The organism is Aquincola sp. J276 (genome assembly GCF_024700035.1).
Lineage (GTDB): Bacteria > Pseudomonadota > Gammaproteobacteria > Burkholderiales > Burkholderiaceae_C > Aquincola > Aquincola tertiaricarbonis.
The window spans coordinates 2,207,640-2,224,932 of record NZ_JAJONC010000001.1 but is presented as its reverse complement, the minus strand read 5'-3'; the positions used below and the strand labels follow the sequence as shown (position 1 = coordinate 2,224,932).

The following is a 17,293-nucleotide window of genomic DNA, read 5'->3' as shown; positions in this document are numbered from 1 at the left end:
CCGCTGGCGCGCCAGGAGCGAATCACCATGAACCAGCTCGATCAACTCAAGCAATTCACCACCGTCGTCGCCGACACCGGCAACTTCAAGCAGCTCGCGCAGTTCACCCCGCGCGACGCCACCACCAATCCGTCGCTGATCCTCAAGGCCGTGCAGCATGCGGACTATGCGCCGCTGCTGCAGGAAGCCGTGGCCGCGCACCGCGCCGAGCCGCTGGCCGACATCGTGGATGAAGTGCTGGTGCGCTTCGGCCAGGAGATCCTGAAGGTGGTGCCCGGCCGCGTCAGCACCGAGGTGGACGCGCGCCTGAGCTTCGACATGGCCTGCACCATCGCCCGCGGCCGCCGCCTCATCCAGCTGTACGAGCGTGCCGGCATCGGCCGCGACCGCGTGCTGATCAAGGTGGCCGCCACCTGGGAGGGCATCCAGGCGGCCAAGGCGCTGGAGCACGAAGGCATCCACTGCAACCTCACGCTGCTGTTCGCCTTCTGCCAGGCCGTGGCCTGCGGCGAGGCGGGCATCACGCTGATCTCGCCCTTTGTCGGCCGCATCTACGACTGGTACAAGAAGCAGGCCGGCACCGGCTGGGACGAAGCCGCGATGGCCGGCGCCAACGACCCGGGCGTGCAGTCGGTGAGCCAGATCTACACCTACTACAAGCACTTCGGCATCGAGACCGAAGTGATGGGCGCCAGCTTCCGCAACGTGGGCCAGATCACCGCGCTGGCCGGCTGCGACCTGCTCACCATCAGCCCCGAATTGCTCGCCCAGCTGCAGGCGGGTGATGCGCCCGTGGCCCGCCGGCTCGATGCCGCCGCGGCCCAGGCGGCCAGCATCCATGCAGTGACGTACAACGAACCCGAATTCCGCTACGCACTGAACGAGGACGCGATGGCCACCGAAAAACTCGCCGAAGGCATCCGCGGCTTTGCCGCCGACGCCATCAAGCTGGACAAGCTGATCGAGGAGCTGCGCAAATGAGCACGGCCCCCCGCTGCGACCGCACCGTGGCCTGGGGTGCGCTCAAGGGCCACTTTGAGGCCCATGGCCGCGACCTGGATCTGCGCGAGGCCTTCGCCCGCGACCCGGGCCGCTTCGCCAGCTTCGCGGTGCAGGCGCCGCAGGTGTTCGCCGACCTGTCGAAGAACCGCTGGGACCTGGCCACCCGCCAGCTGCTGCTCGACCTAGCGCGCGAATGCGGCCTGGAAGCCCGCCGCGACGCGATGCTGGCCGGCGAGCCGATCAACACCACCGAAGGCCGCGCCGTGCTGCACACCGCGCTGCGCGCGCCGGCCGGCCAGGGCCCCTTCAGCACCGAGGTGCACGAGGTGCTGAACCGCATGCTGGCCTATGCCGAGACGGTGCGCGACACCGCGGCCAGCGGCATCCGCCATGTGGTGAACATCGGCATCGGCGGCAGCGACCTGGGGCCGCAGATGGTGGTGCCGGCGCTGGACGCCTTCGTGCACCCGGCCATCACCATGCATTTCGTGAGCAACGTGGACGGCCACGACATCACGCCGGTGCTGCGCGGGCTGAAGCCGGCCGAGACGCTGTTCATCATCGCCTCCAAGACCTTCACCACGCAGGAGACGATGGCCAATGCGCAGGTGGCGCGCGACTGGTTCGTGGCCAACGGCGGCACCGACGTCGACAAGCACTTCGTGGCCACCACCACCAACATCGAGGCCGCGGCCAAGTTCGGCATCGGCACCACGTTCGGCTTCTGGGACTGGGTGGGCGGGCGCTATTCGCTGTGGAGCGCCATCGGCCTGCCCATCGCCATCGCCATCGGCTCGGAGCATTTCCGCGCGCTGCTGGCCGGCGCGCATGCGATGGACCGTCACTTCGCCACCGCGCCGCTGAACGAGAACCTGCCCGCGCTGCTGGGCCTGCTGGACGTCTGGTACCGCAACTTCCACGGCTTTTCCAGCCGCAGCGTGGCGCCCTACCACCAGGGCCTGAAGCGCCTGCCCGCCTACCTGCAGCAGCTGGAGATGGAAAGCAACGGCAAACAGGTGGACCTGGCCGGCGAGCCGCTGCCCTTCGGCACCAGCCCGGTGGTGTGGGGCGAGCCCGGCACCAACGGCCAGCATGCCTACTTCCAGATGCTGCACCAGGGCACCGACGTGATTCCGGTGGAATTCATCGCGGTGAAGACGCCCACCCATGCCCATGCCGACCTGCACCGCAAGCTGCTGGCCAACTGCCTGGCACAGAGCCAGGCGCTGATGCTGGGCAAGACCACCGACGCCGCCCGGGGGAGAAGGCGCCCACCGCCTCGGCGGAGCTGGACGCGCAAACGGTGGCCCGCCACCGCACCTTCCCCGGCAACCGGCCCAGCACCACGCTGGTGTTGGACCGGCTGACGCCCGAATCGCTGGGTGCGCTGATCGCGCTGTACGAGCACCGGGTGTTCACCAGCGGCGTGGTGTGGGGCATCAACAGCTTCGACCAATGGGGTGTGGAGCTGGGCAAGGCCTTGTGCAACGACCTGCTGCCGCGCCTGTCCAGTGGCGAGACGCAAGGGCTCGATGGCTCCACCGCCGGCTTGCTGAAGAGGCTCACCGCGGCATGAGCGAAGCGCGATCCACGATCGACACGGTGGTGTGGGACTTCGGGGCGGTGCTGTTCCGCTGGCGGCCGCGGGTGCTGCTGGCGGCCAGCCTGCCCAGCCGCGTGAAGGACGACATCAGCGCCGCGCACTGGCATGAGCAGTTCTTCCAGAGCTTCGGCGGCGACTGGGCCGAGTTCGACCGCGGCACGGTGGAAGTGCCCGAGCTGGCCCGCCGCATCGCCCGGCGCACCGGCCTGAGCGAGGCCGAGGCGCTGGCCGTGATCGACGCCGTGCCGCACGAGCTGCAGCCGCTGCCGGACACCGTGGCGCTGCTGCACGGCCTGCATGAGCGCGGGCTGAGGCAGTTCTACCTGTCCAACATGCCGGCGCCCTATGCGGACCACCTGGAGCGCGAGTACGCCTTCGTGCGCGACTTCCAGGATGGGCTGTTCAGTGGCCGGGTGCAGCTGATCAAGCCCGACGCCGCGATCTTCGCGCTGGCCGAATCCACCTTCCGGCTGGTGCCTGAGCGCACGGTGTTCATCGACGACCATCCGAAGAACGTCGAAGCCGCCCGTGTGCGTGGCTGGCAGGCCGTGCTGGCCACCAATGGCCCGGCCATCCGCCAGGGCCTGGTGGAGCTGGGCCTGGTGGCGTAGTCAGGCCGCGGCGCCGCGCGCCCGCGTGCGGGCCCGGCGCCACTGCCGCGGCGAGCTGAAGCCAGCCGCCTCGCTGGCCGCCTGCACGGCCAAGCCGCTGCGCAGCGCTTCCTGCGCGAGTGCGCTGCGCACCTGTTCCACGTAGGCCCGCGGCGAGGTGCCGACGAACTCGCGGAACAACCGGCCCAGGTGGCGCGGCGTCACATGCGCCACCCGGGCCATGGCCTCGGCCGACCAGGCCGCGCCGGGCTTGTCGCAGATGGCGTCCTGCACCCGGTGCAGCGCGGGATGCAGGTGGTTGCGGCCGCTGAGCAGCGGCGACAGCTCCGGGTCGTCCGCACCGCGGCGCAGGTACATCACCATGTTGCGTGCGATGGCGCTGGCCGTGGCCTCGCCGCATTCCCGCGCCACCAGGTGCAGCGCCAGGTCGATGCCGGCGGTGATGCCCGCGCTCGATGCCACCGGGCCCTGCTCCACGAAGACGCGGTTGCCCACCACGTCGGCCGCAGGCGCCAGGCTGCGCAATACATCCACCACCTCATGGTGCGTGGTGCAGCGCTGGCCGGGCCGCAGCAGGCCGGCATCGGCCGCCAGCAGCGCACCGGCGCAGATGGTCACGAGGCCGGCGCCGGCCTGTGCATCGCCACCGGTGGGCAGGGCGCTGCCCAGTGCAGGCGCGATCACCTGCGCCAGCCACTGCCGGGTGGTGAACCACTCGGGCGCCTGCAGCATCGGCCGCTCCGAAGGCTGGCCCATCAACACCACCCAGGTGGGGCCGGCCAGCCGAGCCGGCAGCGGTTCCACTGCGGCCAGGGCCAGGCCCACCGAGCTGTCGGGCCGCCGCGCCGGGCCTACGAAGCGCAGGTGGAAGCGCGGCGGCTGGCCCAGCCGCTGCAGCCGCTGGTTGGCCATGCGCAGGGCCTCGGCCGGGCCTGCCAGGTCCAGCAGCAAGGTGCCGGGCAGCACCACGAACCAGACCTCGACCATGGCCTCAGGCTGCGCGTTCCAGCACCTGGGTCACGCTGCACAGCGTGGCGAAGCGGCCGGCCAGCACGGTCTCGGTGCGCTCGCGGATGGCCGCCGCGCCAAGGGGCGCGCCGGCGGGCGTGGTCATGTCGAAGGTGAGGGTGGCCTCGCCGACGAAGTCCACCTCCCAGCCTTCATCGGAGGCATGGCGGGTGGTGGTCTCGCAGCACTGCTCAGTGCGGATGCCGGCCACGATCAGGCGGCGGATGCCCTGCTGGTGCAGCCACACGGGCAGGCCGGTGCCCACCAGCGCGCTGTGGCGGTGCTTGTGCACCGTCAGCGCGGCGTCGAACGGCGCCAGGCCATCCAGCGGGCGGATGTGGCCGCTGGCCAGGGCAAAGGGGTTGTCGGCGCTGTCGGGGCCGTCGGTGTGGAACACCCGCACCACCGGAATGCCGCGGGCCATCGCGCCTTGCAGCAGGGCGTTGGTGGCGGTCAAAAACGGCTGTGCGGCTGCTTCCTGCCAGTAGGGCCGGTGGCGGAAGGATTGCTGGACGTCGATCAGGAGCAGGGCGGTGTGCATGGCAGCGGTCTCGGGGTGGAAGGTGCTGCCATCGTGCCGGCGCATCAGCCGGTGCGCAGTGTCGCCGATGGACCGGTTGCGGTCGTTTCCGGACATGGCAGCACCAGCGCACGGGCGATCGCCTCGGCATTCATCTGTGCCCAGCGTGCGTACTGCACCGGGCCCGGATGGAAGCGGTCCTGCGACATCTCCCGCGGGTCGGCCCAGTGAAGCGACAGGTAGCGCAGCCTGCCTTCCTTCTCGCAGAAGTACTGCAGCTCCTGGTCCAGCCGGCGGGCGCACTGGCCCAGGTACCAGCGCAGCGGCTGCGGCGCGGCGGGCAGCTGGTGCAGCGGCGGCACGCCCGAGACGATGCCGATGCGCGCACCGGTGCGGCGCCGCACGTCGCGCAGCAGCTGCTTGTACTGGCGCACGAACAGGGCGGGCGGGGTCTGCGAGGTGACGTCGTTGACGCCCAGCGCCGAGACGATCACGTCGGCCGGCTGCAAGGGCACGGTGCGCAGGAACTGACGCGCCTGCACCGTGTCCAGGCCGGAGCGGGCGGCCAGCTGCCAATGCACGGTACAGCCGGTGCGCTGCGCCAGGGCCACGGCGATGGGCCCGGCCAGCGCCTCCTGCTGGTGCTCCACCCCGACGCCGGCCGCCGACGAATCGCCGATCACCAGCACCCGCACCGCGCGGTCGCCGGGCGTGCCGGCCACCACGCCGCTGCGCTCGCCTTCCGGCTCCGGCAGCCGCAGCGCGGTGCGCCGCAGTCGGCTGCCCTGCCACAGCAGGGCGGGTGCGAGGGTGGCCTTGTAGAGCAACAGCATGGCGCGAAGTATGGCGCGCCAGGGACTGGTGTCTACGGCCTGCGTGCGGCGGGCCCGTCGCCGGCGCCCGCCTCCAGCCGGTATCCCATGCCGCGCAGCGTGTGGATCAGCGGCTGGGCATGGCCATCGTCGATCTTGCTGCGCAGCCGGCGGATGTACACGTCCACCACGTTGGTCAGCGGATCCTCGTGGGTACCCCAGACGTTGGCCAGGATGCGCTCGCGGCTGAACAGGCGCCCGGGCGCGGACATCAGCAGCTCCAGCAGCGCCAGCTCGCGGGCGGTGAGCTGCAGCGGCTGGCCGGCACGGCTAGCGCGCATGGTGTCGCGGTCCAGCACCAGGTCGGCCACCACCAGCCGCGGGGCCGGCGGCGGCGCCTGCTCGCGCGCGCGGCGGGCCAGGGCATCGATGCGGGCGAGCAGTTCGTCGAACTCGAAGGGCTTGACCAGGTAGTCGTCGGCGCCCAGCCGAAGACCGGCCACGCGGTCCTCCAGGCCGCCCAGCGCGGTGAGCATCAGGATGGGCAGCTGCACGCCGGAAGCCCGCAGCGCCTGGCAGACCTCCAGCCCGCTCATGCCGGGCAGCATCACGTCCAGCAGCACCAGGGTGCGCGTGCCTTCGGCCTCGTCCTGGCGCGCGGCGTCCTGCGCCAGGGCCACGGCCTCGGGGCCGCTGGTGGCCAGCCGCGTGCGGTGGCCTTCGGCGCGCAGGCCCCGCTCCAGGAAGCCCGAGATGCGGGCATCGTCCTCCACGATGAGGATGTTCATTCGTTGTCCTTGGGCAAGGCGGGCAGCCGCAGCAGCGCGGTGGTGCCCTGGCCGGGCTGCGACTGCAGCGTGATCTGCCCGCCATGCGCGCGGGCCAGCGCGGCGCCGATGCCCAGGCCCAGGCCGGTGCCGTCGGCCCGGTGGCGGCGTGCGGCTTCGCCGCGGAAGTTGCGCTCGAACACGCGATGCAGCTCCAGCGGCGCAATGCCGATGCCCCGATCGACCACCTGCAGCAGCCAGTGCGCGGGCTCCTCGTCGCCGGCGGCGGCAGGCTGCCATGCCAGCGTGGCCTGCACCACGCCGCCAGGGTGGGAGTACCGCACCGCGTTGTCCAGCAGCAGGGCCGCCAGCTGGCGCAGCCGCGCGGCATCGCCCATCACCGGCGCCGGCTGCGGCGGCAGCGTGGCCTGGATGCGCACGTCGCGCTCATAGGCCAGCGCGCGGGCCTGGGTCAAGGCTTCGGCCAGCGGCTGGCGCAGGTCGGTGGGCTGGCGGTTCAGGGCCAGTGCATCGATGTCGCTGCGCGCCATGGTGAGCAGGTCATCGATCACCAGCGCCAGGTCGCGCGAGGTGGCCACGATGCGCTGCAGCGCGGCCTTGTAGTCGGCCAGCGGCTTGTCGGCGCCGCGCAGCGTCACTTCCGCCTCGCCGCGGATGGCGGTGGTGGGCGTGCGTAGCTCATGGCTGATGTCGGCGAACAGCCGGCGCCGGCGCGCATCCACCTGCTGCAGGGCTTCCAGCGCGCCCTGCAGCTCGCCGGTGCGCGCATGCACCAGCGCTTCGAGCTCGTGGCGGGCGCGGGCTTCGCGCTCGCGGTGCTGCTGCAGCTCGGCGGCCATGCTGTTCACGCTGGCGGCCACGGCCGCGAACTCGTCGGCGCCACGGATGCGGATGCGGTGCTGCAGATCGCCGCGCTGCAGTGCGGCCGCACCTTCGCCCAGGCTTGCCAGCGGCTGCCGCAGCGCGCGGGTGAAGTGCGCGCCCAGCAGCAGCGCGGCCAGGGCCAGCGTGGCCGCGGCGCCCAGCCACAGGCCGCGCATCCAGCGCAGGCTGGCATCGGCGGCGGCGCGCTCGCGCACCACGGCGGCCGATTCGCGCTCGATGCTTTCGCGCAGCAGGCTGCGCAGGTCGCGGCCCCGCGAGATGTCGAACAGCTGCGACAGCGCGGCCCAGGCCGCACGCGCATCGGTGCCCGGCACCAGCGGCCTGGCGCTGTCCACCGCGGCCTGCAGGTCGTGCAGGCTGAGGCTCAGCACCTCCAGTGCATCCAGCCGCTGCAGGTGCTCGACGGGGTCGGCCGCATCGCCTTGGCCATCGAGTGCACGGGCGCGCTCGGCCAGGTGCTTCAGGCGCTCCAGCGTGTTGCGCATGTCGGCCTGCAGCCGGTCGCGCTGGGCCGGGTCGGCGCCCGCATCGAGCTGCATCTGCGAGACCCAGGTTCGCAGCCGCTGCTTGCTGGCCGAGAGTTCGACGAAGCCGAGCTGGATGTCGCTGACCACGCGGCCGCGCTGCACCTGCCTGTCGGCCACGCCGAGCGCCCACAACGCAAGCACGCCTTCCAGCACCGCGGCGGCGGCCAGCAGGGCGAGGGCGATGGTCAAGCGCTGGCGGAACGGCATAGGCGCCGGATTCTCGGGCGGCACCGGCATGCGCTGCATGAACGCCAGATGAACGCGGCGCACTGTCATCTGCGGTTCATGAACGGTTCAGGCGCTGCTCATCGGGGCTTCATGCCAGGTTCAGTGCAGGCGGCTGCAATGAGGGCATCGCAACCCACCAGGAGCCGACATGCAACCTGCACCGAACCTGATCACCACGCCTTGGCGCGCCGCGGCCGCGGCTGCCCTGGCCCTGGCGGCCGCCCTGCCGGCAGCGGCCAAGGTGCCGGTGGTCAACACCACCATCAACGAGGCCGAGGTGCTGGCCGCCCAGCAGGCCTGGGGCGAGGCGCTGGTGGCCATCGGCAAAGCGCATGAGACGCAGGGGCCGGCCGCGGCGCGTGCACTGGCCGGCCAGGTGATCGACAGCGCCTACGGCTACCAGTTCGGGCCGGTGCTGTTCAAGCCCACGCTGACGGTGGCGCCGCAGACCTTCCGCATCACCCGCGAAGGCGCGCTGGCGTACTTCGTGGGCGGCGACGCGGCCTATCCGCAGGACACCGGCTTTGCGCTGAAGGGCTGGCGGCAGGTGGAGGTGCGCAACGCGGCCATGTTCATCGCGGCCGACACGGCCACCACCATGGGCCACGTCACCTTCACCGACCGCGACGGCAAGCGCACCACGGTGGACAAGACCTGGAAGTTCCTCAAGGACGACAGCGGCAAGCTGCGCATCGTGGTGCATCACTCGTCGCTGCCCTACGTCGGGCCCTGAGGCTGTGGGTCGAGGCTGACGAATACGCCGGCCTCGTGCTGGCCGGCTGCCGCGGCCATCGACATGAAATGCTTGAGCGCCCGCAGCGAGGCATCGTCCTGCGGCGCGCTGGCCATGTCGGCATCCACCCGCGGTGCATGCCGGTCGTCCAGGTAGCCCAGCGCACCGGCCAGCAGCCGGGCCTGCGTGGGCAGCAGGCTGCCCGCATGCAGCGCCAACTGCAGCAACTGGCTGGAGGTGACGACGGTGCGGCCGCTGAAGCGCCCACCCCAGCGCCGGCGCAGCGGCCGCCGCAGCTCGTAGTGGCGGTGCAGCGGGCGCAGCCTGTCCACTTCGCGGCCATCGGCCTGCGGCGCCTGCAGGCCGGCCAGCAGGCCACGGGCGGCCGGCGCGTCCAGGTCGTCGGGCAAGCGCTGCAGCAGCCAGTGCTCGGCCGCGGCGGTGATGGGGTGGCGGATGACGCCGGCGCATCCCAGGTCGCGCAGGCCCAGGTGAAAGGGGCAGTGCCGGCAGGCCTGCGACAGCTCGGCCAGCGTGCCGTCGCGTGGTGGCGCGGGGGCGTGCTGGGCGGCGATGCGCAACTCCATCAGCCGGCCATCGCCCAGCCGCTGACGTGCCGCGCAGGGCAGGGATGCACAGAAATGGACGGCCATGGCGCCTCCAACGGTGGCAACTGCCGGGGGCATCGGAACCACTATCGTCAACACCGAGGCCGCCCTGTTCGCCTGGACGGTGGCGTGGATCTCTTGTACCCAGTGCGGGCCAGGGCCGGTTTGCGTTGGATCAAGCCGCGCCGGCCGGCGTGTGGATGTGGGCGAACAGCAGCATGTCGTGGAAGCGCCCGCCCCAGCGCGCACCGTCGCGCAGGCGGCCTTCCTGCTGGAAGCCCAGCCGCCGCAGCAGGGTGATGGAGGGCTGGTTGTCGGGATGCACGATGGCTTCGATGCGGTGCAGTTGCCGGTGCTCGTGGCCCCAGCCGATGGCGGCCTGCAGGGCTTCGTGCATCAGGCCGGCGCCCTGATGGCGGGGCAGCAGCTCATAGCCGATGGTGCACTGACGCCAGCCGGCGTTCCAGCCGAACAGGCCGCAGGTGCCGATGAGCCGGTCGTCCTCCCGCAGGCACAGGCCCCAGCGCGTGCCGGGATGCGGCAACGTGCGGTAGCCGGTCAGTGGCGTGGCTCATCATCAGCCCATCGGCGTGCACAGCTCCACCAACAAGCCGTCCGGGCAGCGCAGGTAGGAAACGGTCTGGCCCCACGACTTGCGCTGCGGCGCGGCCAGCTCCGTGGCGCCTGCCGTCAGGGCGACTGCATGCGCGACGGGCACGTCGTCGGTGGCCAGGGCGATCTCGAAGCCCAGCGGTTGCGGGGAACTGTGGGCCGCGACATGGCCCCCTGGGAAGTTTGCGTGCCCCAATGCGTGATCGGCGAACGCCAGCGTGGTGCTGCCGGTGTCGAGCTCGCCGTAGGTGCCTGACTCGTGCAGGAAGCGGCGGCGCAGTCCGAAGGCTCGCTCGAAGAAGTGCAGCGGGGCCGCGACGTCAGGAACGTAGAGGATGGTGTAAGCGAGTCTCATGCGGGTTGGGCTCCAGGCCGATGGCCACCAGCAGCCCCAGGTGCTCAAACAGCAGGCCCAGGCACAGGCCAGCGAAGAGCGTGTGCGCCATGTACAGCCCGCGCGCGAGGCGTGTCGACGCCAGCAGTGCGGTGCGGGCATGGGCCAGCAATTCGGCCGGGTGCCGCCAGGCCATGACGGCCAGCGCGGCGATGCAGAAGAGGGCGCAGGTGGTGGCCTGCCGTGCCAGTCCCACCTTGGGCCGGACAGCGCCGCTCACGCCGCCGCCTTGCACACCGCCTCGATGGCATGGCCGGCCGGGTCGATGACGAAGGCGGCGTAGTAGTGCTCGCCGTAGTCGGGGCGCAGGCCCGGCGGGCCGTTGTCACGGCCGCCGTGGGCCAGCGCGGCGGCGTGGAAGGCCTGCACCGCGGCGCGGGTGGCGGCGCTGAAAGCCAGGTGGAAGCCCGGGCCCGGCGCGCTGGCACCGGGCCGCAGCTTCAGGCACAGCAGGTCTTCGCCGTCATGGAAACCGTAGCCGATGGCCTCGTCGTCCTCGAACACCCGGCGCAGGCCCAGCGCGCCCAGGGCGGCGTCGTAGAAGTGGCCGGCCTGGGCCAGGTCGGCCACGCCGAAGGAGAGGTGGTGGAGCGGATGCATGGCCGCAGTGTGCCGGCGGCGCGGCCGGCGCTGACCGGCCGGTGCATCTTCACCGGGCGCCGTGTCAACCGGGTAGCGGCGGCTCGCTGCTGCCGTGCGCGTGATGCGGCAGCTGCGCATCCGACGGCGCCCAGGCGACGCGGTCCGCATGGAAGATCTCGCGCGTGGGCGGGCAGCGGTCGGGTTCATCCAGCGTGCCGGTGGTCAGCTCGATTTCACCGGGCGAGTCGGCGTGCTGGTAGCTCAGCGGGCTGCCGCAACGGGCGCAGAAGCCGCGTGTGACGCCGGGCGAGGAGTTGAACAAGGCAGGTGCACCCTGCAGCCACCGGAAGTGCTGGCGCGCCACCACCACCCAGCCCACGGGCGTGGCGCCGCTGGCCAGCCGGCAGCTGCGGCAGAAGCAGTTGCTGCTGGACAGCGGCAGGCCGTCGAAGCGGTAGCGCACGGCGCCGCACAGGCAGCCGCCTTCGAAGGTCGGGGTGGTTTCGGCAGCGGTCATCACGGGCCTTTCAGGCAGCGGGCGCAAAGCGCCACACCCCATCATCATCACGCCGCCGCTGCAGCTGACCGCCATGCCACAGCATGTGCAGGTGGGCCAGGGATTCGGCCATCGCGAAGGTGGTCTGGTGCGCGTCCAGCTCGCGGCGGAACAGCACCGGCAGCATGTCGGCGGCGCTGCCGGGGCGCTGGGCCAGGGCGGCCATCACGTCGGCCAGGCGGTCGTCGTGGTGGCGGCGCAGCTGGCTCACGCGGGTGTGCAGGCCCTTGAAGGGCCGGCCGTGGGAGGGCAGCACCAGCGTGTCCTCGGGCAGCTCGGCGGCGGTGCGGGCGATGGAGGCCAGGTACATCGGCAGCGGATTGCCTTCGGGTTCATTGCCATGCACGCCCACGTTGGTGCTGATGCGCGGCAGCACCATGTCGCCGGCGATCAGCACGCCGGCCTGCGCATCGTGCAGCGAGATGTGCTCGGGCGCATGCCCATGGCCCGCGATGCAGCGCCAGCGCGCATCCGCCACCTGCACGACCATGCCGTCCAGCAGGCGCCGGTAACTGGTCGGTAGCGCCGGCACCAGCTGCGCGAAGTGGTCGCTGCGGTGGCGGATGAGCTCCAGCGTCTGCGCATCCGCGAGCCCGTGTGCAGCCAGGAAGTCGGCGTTCTCGTCGCCGCCATGGCCGGTGCCGCTGCGCGCCAGCTGGGCCACGCCGAAGTCGGTGGCGCTGATCCACATGCGGCACTGCCAGCGCTCGGTCAGCCAGTGCGCCAGGCCGATGTGGTCGGGATGCATGTGGGTGACGATCACCCGCAGCACCGGCTGGCCCTGCAGCGCGGTGTCGAACACCTGTTGCCAGGCGGCGCGGGTCTCGGGGCTGTCGATGCCGCAATCGACGATGGTCCAGCCCTCGCGCCCGTCCTGCCGGTCGCGCAGCAGCCACAGGTTGATGTGGTCCAGCGCGAAGGGCAGCGGCATGCGCAGCCAGTGGATGCCTGGCGCCACCTCCAGCGTGCTGCCGGGTTCGGGCAGGCTGTCGCCCAGGGGATAGACAAGCTGCAGTTCGTCGGGGTTGGCCATGAGCTTGGTGCGCGGCCCGGGCCGCATTACATTTACGTTTACGTCAACGTCAGTGTAGACATGCCCGCTGCCCCCGCCCCGCCCCGGAAGGCAAGACCTTCAGCATCACCGAGCTTTCGCAGGAGTTCGATGTCACCCCGCGTGCCATCCGCTTCTACGAGGACATGGGCCTGCTGGAGCCGGAGCGCCGCGGCATGAACCGCATCTACAGCCACCGGGACCGCACGCGGCTCAAGCTCACGCTGCGCGGCAAGCGGCTGGGCCTGAGCCTGACGGAGGTCAAGCAGCTGGTGGACATGTACGAGTCGCCGTCCGACACCACCCAGCAGCTGGAAGCCTTCCTGGCCATGCTGCAGTCGCACCGGCAGCAGCTGGAGCGGCAGCTCGACGACCTGCAGCTCACGCTGGCCGAGATCGGCCAGCATGAGGCGCGCTGCCGCCGCATGCTCACCGAGGCACGCCGATGCGAGCCCGGCGCCAAGCGGCCCGCCGCGCGCAAGCCGGCGGCGGCCAAGCGCCCCGCGTCCAGCCGGCCCGCCCGCAAGATCAAGGAGACGACATGACCCCCCGATCACCGCTGCCCACGCTGGTGGGCCAGCGCTGCACGCTGCGCGAGCTGGTGCCGGCCGATGCGCCCAGCCTGCAGCGCAATGCCGACGACGTGGAGGTGTGGCGCAACCTGTTCGAAGGTTTCCCGCATCCGTACACCATGGCCGATGCCATCGCCTGGTGCGACGGCGGCGCGCATGACTCCGCCTACGGCCATGTGTGGGGCATCGACGTGCGCGGCGAAGTGATCGGCTGCGTGAACGTGGCGCCCCAGCAGGGCCCGCTGCGCTGCAATGCCGAGGTGGGCTACTGGATCGGCCAGCCGCACTGGCGCCACGGCATCGCCACCGAGGCGCTGGGCCTGGTCACCGCCTGGGTGTGGCAGGAACTGCCCGACATCACCCGCCTGTTCGCGCCCATCTTCGCGTGGAACACCGGCTCGCAGGCCGTGGCCCGCAAGTGCGGCTACGTGAAGGAGGCCGACATGCCGCGCAGCGCCATCAAGGACGGCCGCGTGATCGACCGGGTGCAGTTCGCCATCTACCGGCCTTGACGCCACCCTCCCGTTCCACAACTTCAGTCATCAACATGAGTTCGCATTCCCTTGACGACCTGCTCGGCAAGAACCGCAAATGGGCGGCCGACGTGGAGCAGCGCCAGCCCGGCTTCTTCAGCAGCCTGCTCAAGCAGCAGGAGCCGCAATACCTGTGGATCGGCTGCGCCGACAGCCGCGTGCCGGCCAACGAGCTGGTGGGCCTGGCGCCCGGCGAGCTGTTCGTGCACCGCAACGTGGCCAACGTGGTGGCGCACTCCGACCTGAACTGCCTGTCGGTGGTGCAGTTCGCGGTGGACCAGCTCAAGGTGCAGCACATCATGATCGTCGGCCACTCCAACTGCGGCGGCGTGCGCGCCGCGCTGTACAACAAGCGCGTGGGCCTGGTGGACAACTGGCTGCGCCATGTGCAGGACGTGCGCAGCCGCCACCAGGCCTGGCTGGACACCGTGCCCGAGGCCCGCAAGGTGGACGCCCTGTGCGAGCTGAACGTGCTGGAGCAGGCCCGCAACGTGTGCGAGACCACCGTGGTGCAGGACGCCTGGCAGCGCGGCCAGATGGTGGTGATCCACGGCTGGTTCTACGGCCTGCACAACGGACTTCTGCAAGACCTTCGCATCACCGTCGGTAGTTCGGACGACGTGAACGGCGCCTATGAAGCCAGCCTCGCGGCCCTTCAGCAGCGCTACGCCCTCACCCCCTGACAGCGTGCTCCGCTTCCACCGAACATGTTCCCGCACCAGCTCACCGACGGCCGTGCCTTCCACATCGCCCAGGCCCTGCGCGATGGCTTCAACCGCCACTACACCCTGTTCCGCCAGACCAGCGCGGAAGCCAAGCAGCGCTTCGAGCGGGCCGACTGGCAGGGCCAGCAGCGGGCCCAGCGGGAGCGCATCGAGTTCTACGACCTGCGGGTGGACGAGGCGGTGGAGCGGCTGCAGACCGAGTTCGATGCCAACAGCCTGCCGATGGACGTGTGGCAGCAGGTCAAGCTGCACTTCATCGGCCTGCTGACCGACCATCACCAGCCCGAGCTGGCCGAGACCTTCTTCAACTCGGTCACCACCCGGGTGCTGCACCACAGCTACTTCCTCAACGACTTCATCTTCGTGCGCCCGGCGCTCAGCACCGAGTACATCGAGAACGACGAGCCCGCCGCCACGCCCACCTACCGCGCCTACTACCCCACGCGGGAGACGCTGCACGAGACCATGGTGCGCGTGGTGCACAACTTCCAGCTGCAACGGCCCTTCGTCGACCTGGAGCGCGACATCACCCGCGTGCTGGAGGTGCTGGAGCCCGAGATGGGCATGTCCCGCCTGCGGGCCAACTTCCAGATCCAGGTGCTGGCCTCGCTCTTCTATCGCAACAAGGGCGCCTACCTGGTGGGCAAGGTGATCAACGGCTTCCGCGAGCTGGGCTTCGCGCTGCCCATCCTGCATGACGACGACGGCCGGCTCATCATCGACACCGCGCTGCACGGCGAGGACGACCTGCAGATGCTGTTCAGCTTCGCGCGGGCCTACTTCATGGTGGACATGGAGATCCCCAGCGCCTACGTGCAGTTCCTGCGCTCGCTGATGCCGCGCAAGCCGCGCGCCGAGATCTACAGCGCCCTGGGCCTGCAGAAGCACGGCAAGAACCTGTTCTACCGCGACTTCCTCTACCACCAGCGCCACAGCAGCGACCGCTTCCGCATCGCGCCCGGCATCAAGGGCATGGTGATGCTGGTGTTCGACCTGCCCTCGTTCCCCTACGTGTTCAAGTGCATCAAGGACTTCTACCCGCCGCAGAAGGAAACCACGCGCGAGCAGATCCAGGGCAAGTACCAGCTGGTGAAGACCCACGACCGCGTCGGCCGCATGGCCGACACGCTGGAGTACAGCAACGTGGCCTTTCCGCGGGCGCGGTTCGAGGATGAGCTGATCGCCGAGCTGAAGCACTTCTGTCCCAGCCTGATCGAGGAGGACGGCGACTGGCTCGTCATCCGCCACGTCTACATCGAGCGGCGCATGATCCCCCCTGAACATCTTCCTGCAGGAAGCCACGCCCGAGCAGATCGAGCATGCGGTGCTGGAGTACGGCAATGCCATCAAGGACCTCGTGGCGGCCAACATCTTCCCGGGCGACATGCTGTGGAAGAACTTCGGTGTCACGCGGCACGGCAAGGTGGTGTTCTACGACTACGACGAGATCGAGTACCTGACCGACTGCAACTTCCGCCGCGTGCCCGCGCCGCGCAACGAGGAGGACGAGATGTCCGGCGAGGTCTGGTACTCGGTGGGTCCGCGCGACGTGTTTCCCGAGACCTTCGAGCCCTTCCTGCTGGGCAACCCGGCGGTGCGCAAGGTGTTCATGGCCCACCATGCCGAGCTGCTGGACGCTTCGTTCTGGCAAGCCCACAAGGAGCGCATTGCCGCCGGGCATGTGCACGATGTCTTCCCCTACGAGCCCGAGCGCCGCTTCCATCTCCGTCATGCTGTTTGAAAGGACGAACCCATGAGCAACGATTCCATCGTCATCGTCTCCGCCGCCCGCACGCCCATCGGCGGCCTGCTGGGCGACTTCGCCGCGGTGCCCGCCTGGGAGCTGGGCGCGGTGGCCATCCGCGCCGCGGTGGAGCGTGCCGGCGTGCCGGGTGACGCCGTCAACGAGGTGCTGTTCGGCAACTGCCTGATGGCGGGACAGGGCCAGGCGCCGGCCCGCCAGGCCGCGCGCAAGGCCGGCCTGCCCGATTCGGCCGGCGCCGTCACGCTGAGCAAGATGTGCGGCTCGGGCATGCGGGCCATGATGTTCGGCCACGACATGCTGGCCGCGGGCAGCGCCGACGTGGTGGTGGCCGGCGGCATGGAGAGCATGACCAATGCGCCGCACCTGATGTTCGCGCGCAAGGGCATCAAGTACGGTGCCTCGGCCGTGTACGACCACATGGCGCTGGACGGCCTGGAAGACGCCTACGAGCGCGGCAAGGCGATGGGCGTGTTCGCCGAGTCCTGCGCTGCCAAGTACCAGTTCACCCGCGAGGCGATGGACCAGTTCGCCATCGCCTCCACCCAGCGCGCCAAGCAGGCCAACGAAGACGGCAGCTTCGACTGGGAGATGGCCGCGGTGACGCTGCCGGGCAAGGCGGGCGACGTGCAGGTCACGCGCGACGAGCAGCCCTTCAAGGCCAAGCTGGACAAGATCCCCGGCCTGAAGCCGGCCTTCAAGAAGGACGGCACCATCACCGCCGCCACCTCGTCCAGCATCAGCGACGGCGCCGCCGCGCTGGTGCTGATGCGCGAGAGCGATGCGGCCCGCCACGGCGCCCAGCCCATCGCCCGCATCGTCGCGCACAGCGTGCATGCGCAGGCACCCGAGTGGTTTGCCACCGCGCCCGCCGGTGCCATCGACAAGGTGCTGAAGAAGGCGGGCTGGCAGCCCGGCCAGGTCGATCTGTGGGAGGTGAACGAGGCCTTTGCCGCGGTGACCATGGCCGCGATGGCCGAGTTCAAGCTGCCGCATGAGATCGTCAACGTGCATGGCGGCGCGGTGGCGCTGGGCCATCCCATCGGCGCCTCGGGCGCGCGCATCGTCGTCACACTGCTGGGCGCGATGAAGAAGCGCGGTGCCCGGCGCGGCGTGGCCTCGCTGTGCATCGGCGGCGGCGAGGCCACCGCCATGGCCATCGAGATGCTGTGAAGGAGCAG

19 protein-coding genes and 2 pseudogenes are annotated in these 17,293 nt (G+C 70.6%); 9 read left to right on the top strand and 12 right to left on the bottom strand.

Going from position 1 to position 17,293, the window contains the following annotated elements:
* Positions 1–27: 27 nt before the first annotated feature.
* From tal to LRS14_RS10170, 3 genes and pseudogenes are all read left to right on the top strand, one after another.
* Positions 28–981 carry a transaldolase gene (gene tal / locus LRS14_RS10180; protein ID WP_257799460.1) on the top strand — a complete coding sequence of 318 codons (954 nt, stop codon included), beginning with the start codon at positions 28–30 and terminating at the stop codon, positions 979–981.
* A pseudogene (gene pgi, locus LRS14_RS10175) lies at positions 978–2,578 on the top strand (glucose-6-phosphate isomerase). The gene tal and the pseudogene pgi overlap by 4 nt, the downstream one beginning before the upstream one ends.
* Entirely contained in the window at positions 2,575–3,216 is a 642-nt protein-coding gene (locus tag LRS14_RS10170; RefSeq protein WP_257799459.1) for an HAD family phosphatase, read from the top strand. The pseudogene pgi and the gene LRS14_RS10170 overlap by 4 nt, the downstream one beginning before the upstream one ends.
* Here the strand turns inward: LRS14_RS10170 and LRS14_RS10165 are convergent, their stop codons facing one another.
* The 5 genes from LRS14_RS10165 to LRS14_RS10145 are packed head-to-tail and all read right to left on the bottom strand — an operon-like array spanning position 3,217 to position 8,032.
* Positions 3,217–4,203 carry a GlxA family transcriptional regulator gene (locus LRS14_RS10165; RefSeq protein ID WP_257799458.1) on the bottom strand — a complete coding sequence of 329 codons (987 nt, stop codon included), beginning with the start codon at positions 4,201–4,203 and terminating at the stop codon, positions 3,217–3,219.
* Between the two features lie 4 nt (positions 4,204–4,207).
* The gene (locus LRS14_RS10160; RefSeq protein ID WP_257800449.1) at positions 4,208–4,765 is read right to left on the bottom strand and encodes a cysteine hydrolase family protein; all 558 of its coding nucleotides are present in this window, start codon (positions 4,763–4,765) and stop codon (positions 4,208–4,210) included.
* A gap of 44 nt (positions 4,766–4,809) precedes the next feature.
* Positions 4,810–5,577 carry an SGNH/GDSL hydrolase family protein gene (locus LRS14_RS10155; RefSeq protein ID WP_257799457.1) on the bottom strand — a complete coding sequence of 256 codons (768 nt, stop codon included), beginning with the start codon at positions 5,575–5,577 and terminating at the stop codon, positions 4,810–4,812.
* Positions 5,578–5,609: 32 nt separating this feature from the next.
* Entirely contained in the window at positions 5,610–6,344 is a 735-nt protein-coding gene (locus tag LRS14_RS10150) for a response regulator transcription factor (RefSeq protein ID WP_257799456.1), read from the bottom strand.
* A complete protein-coding gene (locus LRS14_RS10145) occupies positions 6,341–8,032 on the bottom strand; it encodes an ATP-binding protein (protein ID WP_257799455.1) in 1,692 nt (563 codons plus the stop codon). Before LRS14_RS10145 ends, LRS14_RS10150 begins: the two co-directional genes overlap by 4 nt.
* Positions 8,033–8,132: 100 nt before the next feature.
* Here LRS14_RS10145 and LRS14_RS10140 point away from each other — a divergent pair, with 100 nt between their 5' ends.
* Positions 8,133–8,717 carry a hypothetical protein gene (locus LRS14_RS10140; RefSeq protein ID WP_046114138.1) on the top strand — a complete coding sequence of 195 codons (585 nt, stop codon included), beginning with the start codon at positions 8,133–8,135 and terminating at the stop codon, positions 8,715–8,717.
* Here the strand turns inward: LRS14_RS10140 and LRS14_RS10135 are convergent.
* From LRS14_RS10135 to LRS14_RS10105, 7 genes are all read right to left on the bottom strand, one after another.
* On the bottom strand, positions 8,702–9,370 hold the full coding sequence (locus LRS14_RS10135) for a hypothetical protein (RefSeq protein WP_046114139.1): 669 nt from the start codon (positions 9,368–9,370) through the stop codon (positions 8,702–8,704). The genes LRS14_RS10140 and LRS14_RS10135 overlap by 16 nt on opposite strands.
* A 130-nt stretch (positions 9,371–9,500) precedes the next feature.
* Positions 9,501–9,869 (bottom strand): GNAT family N-acetyltransferase, encoded by a 369-nt coding sequence (locus LRS14_RS10130; RefSeq protein ID WP_257799454.1) that lies wholly within the window; start codon positions 9,867–9,869, stop codon positions 9,501–9,503.
* Positions 9,870–9,902: 33 nt separating this feature from the next.
* Complete coding sequence (locus LRS14_RS10125; RefSeq protein WP_257799453.1) at positions 9,903–10,292, bottom strand: VOC family protein; 390 nt, start codon at positions 10,290–10,292, stop codon at positions 9,903–9,905.
* Positions 10,258–10,551, bottom strand: coding sequence for a hypothetical protein (locus LRS14_RS10120; protein WP_257799452.1), 294 nt, complete (start codon positions 10,549–10,551; stop codon positions 10,258–10,260). The genes LRS14_RS10125 and LRS14_RS10120 overlap by 35 nt, the downstream gene beginning before the upstream one ends.
* Complete coding sequence (locus LRS14_RS10115) at positions 10,548–10,931, bottom strand: VOC family protein (protein ID WP_257799451.1); 384 nt, start codon at positions 10,929–10,931, stop codon at positions 10,548–10,550. The genes LRS14_RS10120 and LRS14_RS10115 overlap by 4 nt, the downstream gene beginning before the upstream one ends.
* A 64-nt stretch (positions 10,932–10,995) precedes the next feature.
* Positions 10,996–11,430 carry a GFA family protein gene (locus LRS14_RS10110; RefSeq protein WP_257799450.1) on the bottom strand — a complete coding sequence of 145 codons (435 nt, stop codon included), beginning with the start codon at positions 11,428–11,430 and terminating at the stop codon, positions 10,996–10,998.
* Positions 11,431–11,440: 10 nt separating this feature from the next.
* The gene (locus LRS14_RS10105) at positions 11,441–12,502 is read right to left on the bottom strand and encodes an MBL fold metallo-hydrolase (protein WP_257799449.1); all 1,062 of its coding nucleotides are present in this window, start codon (positions 12,500–12,502) and stop codon (positions 11,441–11,443) included.
* A 104-nt stretch (positions 12,503–12,606) separates the two neighbouring features.
* Here LRS14_RS10105 and LRS14_RS10100 point away from each other — a divergent pair, with 104 nt between their 5' ends.
* The 5 genes and pseudogenes from LRS14_RS10100 (at position 12,607) to LRS14_RS10080 (ending at position 17,285) form a co-directional block, all read left to right on the top strand.
* A complete protein-coding gene (locus LRS14_RS10100; protein ID WP_257800448.1) occupies positions 12,607–13,065 on the top strand; it encodes a MerR family DNA-binding transcriptional regulator in 459 nt (152 codons plus the stop codon).
* Positions 13,062–13,604, top strand: coding sequence for a GNAT family N-acetyltransferase (locus LRS14_RS10095; RefSeq protein ID WP_257799448.1), 543 nt, complete (start codon positions 13,062–13,064; stop codon positions 13,602–13,604). Before LRS14_RS10100 ends, LRS14_RS10095 begins: the two co-directional genes overlap by 4 nt.
* Before the next feature lie 35 nt (positions 13,605–13,639).
* Positions 13,640–14,308, top strand: a complete 669-nt coding sequence (gene can, locus LRS14_RS10090) for a carbonate dehydratase (RefSeq protein WP_257799447.1) — start codon at positions 13,640–13,642, stop codon at positions 14,306–14,308.
* A 24-nt stretch (positions 14,309–14,332) separates the two neighbouring features.
* Positions 14,333–16,091: pseudogene (gene aceK / locus LRS14_RS10085) on the top strand (bifunctional isocitrate dehydrogenase kinase/phosphatase).
* 12 nt (positions 16,092–16,103) lie between these two features.
* Positions 16,104–17,285 carry an acetyl-CoA C-acyltransferase gene (locus LRS14_RS10080; RefSeq protein WP_257799446.1) on the top strand — a complete coding sequence of 394 codons (1,182 nt, stop codon included), beginning with the start codon at positions 16,104–16,106 and terminating at the stop codon, positions 17,283–17,285.
* Positions 17,286–17,293 lie beyond the last annotated feature (8 nt).

Bases quoted from the DNA above. Each gene is read 5' to 3' on its own strand.
- tal (WP_257799460.1), top strand. From the start codon at position 28: ATGAACCAGCTCGATCAACTCAAGCAATTCACCACCGTCGTCGCCGAC.
- LRS14_RS10170 (WP_257799459.1), top strand. From the start codon at position 2,575: ATGAGCGAAGCGCGATCCACGATCGACACGGTGGTGTGGGACTTCGGG.
- LRS14_RS10165 (WP_257799458.1), bottom strand. From the start codon at position 4,203: ATGGTCGAGGTCTGGTTCGTGGTGCTGCCCGGCACCTTGCTGCTGGAC.
- LRS14_RS10160 (WP_257800449.1), bottom strand. From the start codon at position 4,765: ATGCACACCGCCCTGCTCCTGATCGACGTCCAGCAATCCTTCCGCCAC.
- LRS14_RS10155 (WP_257799457.1), bottom strand. From the start codon at position 5,577: ATGCTGTTGCTCTACAAGGCCACCCTCGCACCCGCCCTGCTGTGGCAG.
- LRS14_RS10150 (WP_257799456.1), bottom strand. From the start codon at position 6,344: ATGAACATCCTCATCGTGGAGGACGATGCCCGCATCTCGGGCTTCCTG.
- LRS14_RS10145 (WP_257799455.1), bottom strand. From the start codon at position 8,032: ATGACAGTGCGCCGCGTTCATCTGGCGTTCATGCAGCGCATGCCGGTG.
- LRS14_RS10140 (WP_046114138.1), top strand. From the start codon at position 8,133: ATGCAACCTGCACCGAACCTGATCACCACGCCTTGGCGCGCCGCGGCC.
- LRS14_RS10135 (WP_046114139.1), bottom strand. From the start codon at position 9,370: ATGGCCGTCCATTTCTGTGCATCCCTGCCCTGCGCGGCACGTCAGCGG.
- LRS14_RS10125 (WP_257799453.1), bottom strand. From the start codon at position 10,292: ATGAGACTCGCTTACACCATCCTCTACGTTCCTGACGTCGCGGCCCCG.
- LRS14_RS10115 (WP_257799451.1), bottom strand. From the start codon at position 10,931: ATGCATCCGCTCCACCACCTCTCCTTCGGCGTGGCCGACCTGGCCCAG.
- LRS14_RS10110 (WP_257799450.1), bottom strand. From the start codon at position 11,430: ATGACCGCTGCCGAAACCACCCCGACCTTCGAAGGCGGCTGCCTGTGC.
- LRS14_RS10105 (WP_257799449.1), bottom strand. From the start codon at position 12,502: ATGGCCAACCCCGACGAACTGCAGCTTGTCTATCCCCTGGGCGACAGC.
- LRS14_RS10095 (WP_257799448.1), top strand. From the start codon at position 13,062: ATGACCCCCCGATCACCGCTGCCCACGCTGGTGGGCCAGCGCTGCACG.
- can (WP_257799447.1), top strand. From the start codon at position 13,640: ATGAGTTCGCATTCCCTTGACGACCTGCTCGGCAAGAACCGCAAATGG.
- LRS14_RS10080 (WP_257799446.1), top strand. From the start codon at position 16,104: ATGAGCAACGATTCCATCGTCATCGTCTCCGCCGCCCGCACGCCCATC.